We start from the raw sequence: 6,000 nt of genomic DNA on the forward strand, positions 1-6,000 counted from the left end.
CAACGCTGCGCGGCGGACAACGCAGACGCACCAAAATCGCCGCCGGAAAAGCGACGCAATCTGGTAACACGATCCAGTTTCCCCGATTCGGGGGGAGGTGTCGTGGCTCTGAAGTCGGTCTGGCGTCACGGACGGAGGGAGAGGCAATGTCTGGGATTTCGCGGCGGGTGCATGGTGGCGCCGCGGTGGCGGCTGTCGCGGTGGTGGTGTCGGCTCTGACCATGGGAACGCCCGCTCCGGCAAGGGCGGAGGCATCGGTCGCCGACATCCAGTGGGCGCAGACCATCCTGAAGGAAAAGGGCTTCAACATCGGCGGCCGGGCCAAGGGCCAGATGACGCCGGAAACCCGCTCCGCACTCAGCGCCTATCAGAAGTCGGTCGGCCTGCCCGCCACCGGCAACCTCGACCAGGCCACCATCGCCAGGATGATGGGCGAGCGCGAGAAGAAGGCCTCGCCGACCATGGGCAGCCTGTCCAAGAGCCAAGTCGGCCAGACCCGCCACGAGAAGGAGGTGACTCCGCGCGCCGCCCCGACCGGCCGGGTCGAGTCGGGCAACGAGAGCGTCGGCGGCATGGCCCAGTTCGGCGGCGCCCCGGTGTCGTCCTCGTCCTCCTCTTCCTCTTCGGCCAGCCACAGCGCGCCCACCACCGCCCCGGCGGCGCGCCCGTCGGCGAGCGCCCCGGCGTCCGCTGCGGCGCCTTCCGTCCCGACGCCCCAGAGCGCGCCGCGCCCATTGACCAACGCATCGGCCAGCGCGTCCGAGGGGCCGGTCCCGCAGGCCGCGCCGCGCGGGGCGGTGTCGGCGACGACGCCCGACGGCAAGCCGGTCCCGGTGGAGGAACCGGTTGCGGTCGGCGCGGCCCCCTCGGTCTGGCAGTCCAACGCCGCGCGTGCCGGTGTCGCCGGGCTGATCGCCGCGACGCTGGGCGGCATCGGCTTCGCATGGTGGCGCAGCGGCCAGGGCGTCGATCCACTCAGCCGCACACCGGCCGGCGACGACCGCCCGCGCGACACCCGCGTCGAGCCGAGCTTCGGCGGCCCACGCCGCCGGGAGGAACTGACGCCCGGCCCGCGTCTGACGGCTGAGGCGCGGCGGCGCTGAGCTTCGCCCCCTCCCCCACCCTCGGCCGGCCGAAGGCCGGTCCGATCGTGGGAGAGGGGACTGCCGCCGAATCGCAAATCGCCCCCTCTCCCTCGAAGAGGGGGAGGGAGGGACCCGCGGCGAAGCCGTGGGAGTGAGGGGGCAACCCTCCGCGCTCCTTCTCCTCACATCATCATCGGACAGCCGCCCCCGCCGCAGCCGCCCGGTGCGCAGGCGGGGGCGGGCGCCGGCGCCGGCTGCGGCTTGCCGACTCGCGGGGCCATAATGGCCTTGGCGACCTCGGTGCCGCCGCAGGACGGGCAGGGAATGCCGGTGGCCTTCTTGGTGTCATAATCGGCCATGTTGTCGAACCACTGGTCGAAATCATGGCCGCAGGCGCAGTGCAGGGCGTAGAGGATCATCGTGAAGCCTCGGAAAGCGGAAACCCGGCCGTTTTCTAGCCAAGCCTCCGGTGACTCGCCAGGATCTGCATCAATTGCCGCCGGCGTGACCCGCTGCTCCCCATCCGCGTGCATATCGACAAACCGACTCCGAGTGAGAGATGCCGGTCGACTCAAATGACTTCACTCGAAACACGGGATCGGCGAAAATAATTCGAAAGCAGCTGGCCTGTATTTTGATCGAAAGTGCGTAAATTATGTATCTAAGGCTGAAGCATCAGGCGAGCGATCAGGATAATCTGTATGACTTCACAATCGGTGGAATGCCATGTCCGGTTTCCGTGGGGGCATTCACTTACTTTTCGGCACCGGTTGAGCTGGTTGCATACGCGGAATCAGGGCGGATCACGATCGGGCGGTTCTGCTCAATCGCCGAAGGGGTGCGCATCTATTTCGGCGGCATGCACGCCATGCATGGTGCATCGACTTATCCGTTGGAAAAGTTGGCGCAATGGATGCCAGAGCTTAACGGGCCGCACAGCACATACAGCAAGGGACCGGTCACCATCGGCAACGATGTCTGGATCGGCGACGGTGCATCCATTCTTTCAGGCGTCACGATCGGTGACGGAGCCGTGATCGGGGCGTGCGCGGTCGTGTCGAAGGATGTTCCGCCCTATGCCATCGTTGCGGGCAACCCCGCCAAAATCATCCGCAAACGTTTGGCGGACGCCGATATCGAATTTCTTCTGTCGCTGCAGTGGTGGTCGTGGCCGACCGACAAGCTGCGGAAGTTCGCTCCCTACCTGTTTGGCAAAAGCGACCTGAACGCACTTCGTGCGGCCCTCGACCGCTGACATCACCGTGACTCGGTGACCCCCACCCGCGCGCACATCGACAGCAGCGGGCAGGTGGAGCAGCGCGGCCGTTCGCCGGTGCAGACCCATTTGCCGAAGGGTACCAGCCGTTCGTTGATCTCCACCCAATAGCGCTTCGGCAGCACCGCCAGCAGCGCCGCCATCGTCTTCTCCGGTGTACGCGCCGACACATAGCCCCAGCGGTTGGTGACGCGGTGGACATGGATGTCGACCGCCAGCGCCGGAATGTCGAAACCCACCGCCAGCGTCAGCGCCGCGATCTTCGGACCCACCCCACGGAAGCGCATCAGCCCGTCCGGCGTGTCGGGCACCTCGCCGCCATGCTCGTCGACGATGCGGCGGGACAGCTCGTGGATATCGCGGGCCTTCGGCTCGGGGAAGGTGGCGCCGTGCAGCAGGTCGACCAGCCGGTCCTCCGGCAGGACGGCCATGGCGGCGGGGGTGGCGGCAACCGCGAACAGCCGCTCGGCGACCGTCAGCGTCGTCTCGTCCCGTGTCCGGGCGGAGATCAGACTGGCGACCAGCTGCTCGAACGGGGAGGCATGGCCGCGGTCGCGCAGCTCGAACATCGCCGCCTTGGGATAGGGGGCGACGGCGATCCGCAGGCGGCGGAACGCCTCGTCGATGTCGAAGGTCTGGGACGCCGCGGACTGCAAACTCACTGGAGCCGTCTCCGGGAACGGGCTGAACGGACCGGGCGTCACGCAGGACCCCCATCCGACAACTCGCGACTCCCGGCGATGTTCCGGTCAGAGCGCCTTGATCTGCATCTTGATCGGCCCGTCCGCCCGGCCATGGACGAACTGGTCGACATAGGCGTTGCCCGAATTGTCGATGTCGCGGGCGTGGCCGGTCCAGATGATGCGGCCCTGATGGATCATGGCGACGCGGTCGGCGATCTTGCGGGCCGAGGCCATGTCGTGGGTGATGGTGACGGCGGTGGCGCCGAGATCCTTCACGCACTGCACGATCAACTCGTTGATGACGTCGGCCATGATCGGGTCGAGGCCGGTCGTCGGCTCGTCGAAGAAGATGATCTCCGGCTCGTCGGCGATGGCGCGGGCAAGGCCGACGCGCTTCTGCATGCCGCCCGACAGCTCCGCCGGCGACAGTTCCGCCACGTCGGGGGTGAGGCCGACCGCGCCCAGCTTGGCGATGGCGATTTCCTTGGCCTGGGCACGCGGCATATGTTCGCCCTGGATCAGGCCGAAGGCGACGTTTTCCCAGACCGGCAGACTGTCGAACAGGGCGGCGCCCTGGAACAGCATGCCGAACTTGTGCAGCATCTTCTCCCGCTCGCGCGAGCGCAGCCGGGTCGTCTCGACGCCATCGACCTGGATCGAGCCGGAATCCGGCGTCAGCAGGCCGAGGATGCTCTTCAGCATCACCGACTTGCCGGTGCCCGACCCGCCGATGACGACCAGCGACTCGCCCTTCGCCACCTCCAGATCGATGCCGTTCAGCACCTTCTTTGGGCCGAAATGCTTGTAGACGTTCTTGAGCGCGATCTTGGGAACAGTGGTCATAGACTGGCGCTCACTTGGTCGAGAAGAAGAGGCCGGTGATCAGGTAGTTCCACACCAGGATCATGATCGAGGCCGACACCACCGCGTTGGTGGTCGCAGCACCGACGCCCTGGGCGCCGCCCTTGGAGTGGTAGCCGTGGTAGCAGCCCATCAGCGCGATCAGGAAGCCGAAGATCGCCGCCTTCACCAGACCGGAAATCACGTCCAGCGGTTCCAGGAATTCCCAGGTGCGGTTGATGTAGCTGGCGGCGTTGAAGTCCAGCCGGTAGACGCCGACCAGGAAGCCGCCGAACACGCCGATGATGTCGGCGACCACCACCAGCAGCGGCACCATGGTCAGGCCGGCGATCAGCCGCGGCGCCACCAGATACTTGTGCGGGTTGGTCGACAGGGTCGACAGCGCGTCGATCTGCTCGGTCACCCGCATGGTGCCGATCTCCGCCGCCATGGCCGCGCCGATGCGGCCCGCGACCATCAGGCCGGCCAGCACCGGACCCAGCTCCCGCGTGATCGACAGCACCACCACGGTGGCGATGGCCCCCTCCGCCTGGAAGCGGGAGAAGCCGCTGTAGCTCTGCAGGGCCAGCACCATGCCGGTGAACAGCGCCGTCAGCCCGACCACCGGCAGCGAGTAATAGCCGATGTCGATCATCTGCCGCAGGATCTGCCGTGGATAGAGCGGCGGACGCACGCAGTGCGACAGGGCGGATCCGGTGAACAGGGCAAGGCGTCCGGTCGCTTCCAGGAAGATCAGGAAGGCCCGGCCGGTAGCGGCGAGGAAACCCATCAGTCGGCCCGCATCCTTGGTTAGAGACTCGTTTGGGCGATGCGGTCATAGCACCGATGAGCGCCTAGGTCATCCTTGGACTTTGCAAGGGAGGGGGGATCAGCCCCCCACATAAACCCGGTGATAGCGCCGGCCGAGCGAGGTCAGGATCTCGTAGCCGATGGTCCCGCCCTCCGCCGCCACCGTGTCGACCGGCCGGTTCGGCCCGATCAGCTCGACCTGCCGGCCGGCATGGGCCACCGACTCCGGCAGGCCGGTGACGTCGATGGTGATGAGGTCCATCGAGATGCGGCCGACGATGGGCGCGGCGACGCCGTCGACGAAGATGTGCCCCTTGCCGCCGAGCGAGCGCATGTAGCCGTCGGCATAGCCGACGCCGATGGTGGCGATCCGCGCCGGGCCGGTGACCTTGTGGGCGGCGCCATAGCCGACGGTCATCGGCGGCGCGCAGTTGCGCACCTGCAGCAGCTTGGCATCCAGCCGCACCGTATCCCGCATCGGATTCGGCAGATGCGGCGTCGGGTTGACGCCGTAGAGCGCGCAGCCCGGCCGGGCGAGGTCGAAATGGTGGTCCTTGCCGTGGAAGATGCCGGACGAGTTGGCGAAGCTGGCCTTCGCTTTCGGCAGCCGCGCCAGCGCCGCGCGGAAGCGGTCGCGCTGCTCCCCGGTCATCGGACTGTCGAACTCGTCGGCGCAGGCGAGGTGGGTCATCCAATAACGGACCTCGATCCCCTCCAGCCGGTCCGGCTCCGCCGCCAGAATATCCAACTCGTCGGGGCCGAGGCCCAGGCGGTTCATGCCGGTGTCGATGTGGATCACCGCCGGCAGACCCTCCCCGCGCGACGCGGCGAAGGCCCGCCATGCCGCGACCTCGCCCAGATGGTTCAGCACCGGCAGGATGCGCTTGGCGATGAACTCCCCCTCGCACCCCGCCGGCAGGCCGCCCAGCGAGAACACCTGCGCCTCCGGCGCCACCGGTTCCAGCGCGCGGCGGACGGCCAGCGCCTCTTCGAACTGGGCGACGACGAAGGTCCGGCAGCCGGCGGCGGCCAGCGCCGGCACGACGCGCGCCACCCCCAGCCCGTAGGCATCGGCCTTGACCACGGCGGAGCACTCCGCCGGTGCCACGCGGTCGCGCAGCTGGGTCCAGTTGGCGACGACGGCGCCCAGATCCACGGTCAGGATGGCGCCGGCGCGCGGGTTCAGGTCGCTCGTCACTCTGGTCACTCGTCGGTCTGGTGGTGCTGGTCGAGATCGCCGAACTTGGTGAACTGGCCGTCGAAGTAGAGGCGGACGGTGCCGATCGGACCGTGACGCTGCTTGGCG

General features: G+C 67.8%; 7 protein-coding genes. 2 read left to right on the forward strand and 5 right to left on the reverse strand.

Going from position 1 to position 6,000, the window contains the following annotated elements; all coding sequences use genetic code 11:
* Positions 1-146 precede the first annotated feature (146 nt).
* Positions 147-1,103 (forward strand): peptidoglycan-binding domain-containing protein, encoded by a 957-nt coding sequence (locus M5E06_RS35075; protein WP_252142200.1) that lies wholly within the window; start codon positions 147-149, stop codon positions 1,101-1,103.
* 164 nt (positions 1,104-1,267) lie between these two features.
* On the opposite strand, the gene M5E06_RS35080 is transcribed toward M5E06_RS35075, so the two are convergent.
* On the reverse strand, positions 1,268-1,504 hold the full coding sequence (locus M5E06_RS35080; RefSeq protein ID WP_252142201.1) for a DUF1178 family protein: 237 nt from the start codon (positions 1,502-1,504) through the stop codon (positions 1,268-1,270).
* A 236-nt stretch (positions 1,505-1,740) separates the two neighbouring features.
* On the opposite strand from M5E06_RS35080, the gene M5E06_RS35785 reads away from it, so the two are divergent.
* Positions 1,741-2,340: a CatB-related O-acetyltransferase gene (locus M5E06_RS35785; protein ID WP_286209140.1), complete on the forward strand. Its 600-nt coding sequence runs from the start codon at positions 1,741-1,743 to the stop codon at positions 2,338-2,340.
* A 2-nt stretch (positions 2,341-2,342) separates the two neighbouring features.
* On the opposite strand, the gene M5E06_RS35090 is transcribed toward M5E06_RS35785, so the two are convergent.
* The 4 genes from M5E06_RS35090 to alr all read right to left on the reverse strand — a co-directional run bounded on the left by M5E06_RS35090 (position 2,343) and on the right by alr (position 5,892).
* The gene (locus M5E06_RS35090; protein WP_252142202.1) at positions 2,343-3,023 is read right to left on the reverse strand and encodes an endonuclease III domain-containing protein; all 681 of its coding nucleotides are present in this window, start codon (positions 3,021-3,023) and stop codon (positions 2,343-2,345) included.
* Between the two features lie 87 nt (positions 3,024-3,110).
* Positions 3,111-3,887 (reverse strand): ABC transporter ATP-binding protein, encoded by a 777-nt coding sequence (locus M5E06_RS35095; protein WP_109151157.1) that lies wholly within the window; start codon positions 3,885-3,887, stop codon positions 3,111-3,113.
* A gap of 10 nt (positions 3,888-3,897) precedes the next feature.
* Positions 3,898-4,674: an MlaE family ABC transporter permease gene (locus M5E06_RS35100; protein WP_109073578.1), complete on the reverse strand. Its 777-nt coding sequence runs from the start codon at positions 4,672-4,674 to the stop codon at positions 3,898-3,900.
* Positions 4,675-4,773: 99 nt separating this feature from the next.
* Entirely contained in the window at positions 4,774-5,892 is a 1,119-nt protein-coding gene (alr, locus tag M5E06_RS35105; protein WP_252142203.1) for an alanine racemase, read from the reverse strand.
* Positions 5,893-6,000: the final 108 nt, after the last annotated feature.

The organism is Azospirillum sp. A1-3, from assembly GCF_023806445.1.
In the GTDB taxonomy this organism is placed as follows: Bacteria; Pseudomonadota; Alphaproteobacteria; order Azospirillales; family Azospirillaceae; genus Azospirillum.

What these genes read in the sequence shown, in the direction of transcription:
- M5E06_RS35075 (WP_252142200.1), top strand. Translation starts at nt 147, where the DNA reads ATGTCTGGGATTTCGCGGCGGGTGCATGGTGGCGCCGCGGTGGCGGCT.
- M5E06_RS35080 (WP_252142201.1), bottom strand. Translation starts at nt 1,504, where the DNA reads ATGATCCTCTACGCCCTGCACTGCGCCTGCGGCCATGATTTCGACCAG.
- M5E06_RS35785 (WP_286209140.1), top strand. Translation starts at nt 1,741, where the DNA reads ATGTATCTAAGGCTGAAGCATCAGGCGAGCGATCAGGATAATCTGTAT.
- M5E06_RS35095 (WP_109151157.1), bottom strand. Translation starts at nt 3,887, where the DNA reads ATGACCACTGTTCCCAAGATCGCGCTCAAGAACGTCTACAAGCATTTC.
- M5E06_RS35100 (WP_109073578.1), bottom strand. Translation starts at nt 4,674, where the DNA reads ATGGGTTTCCTCGCCGCTACCGGCCGGGCCTTCCTGATCTTCCTGGAA.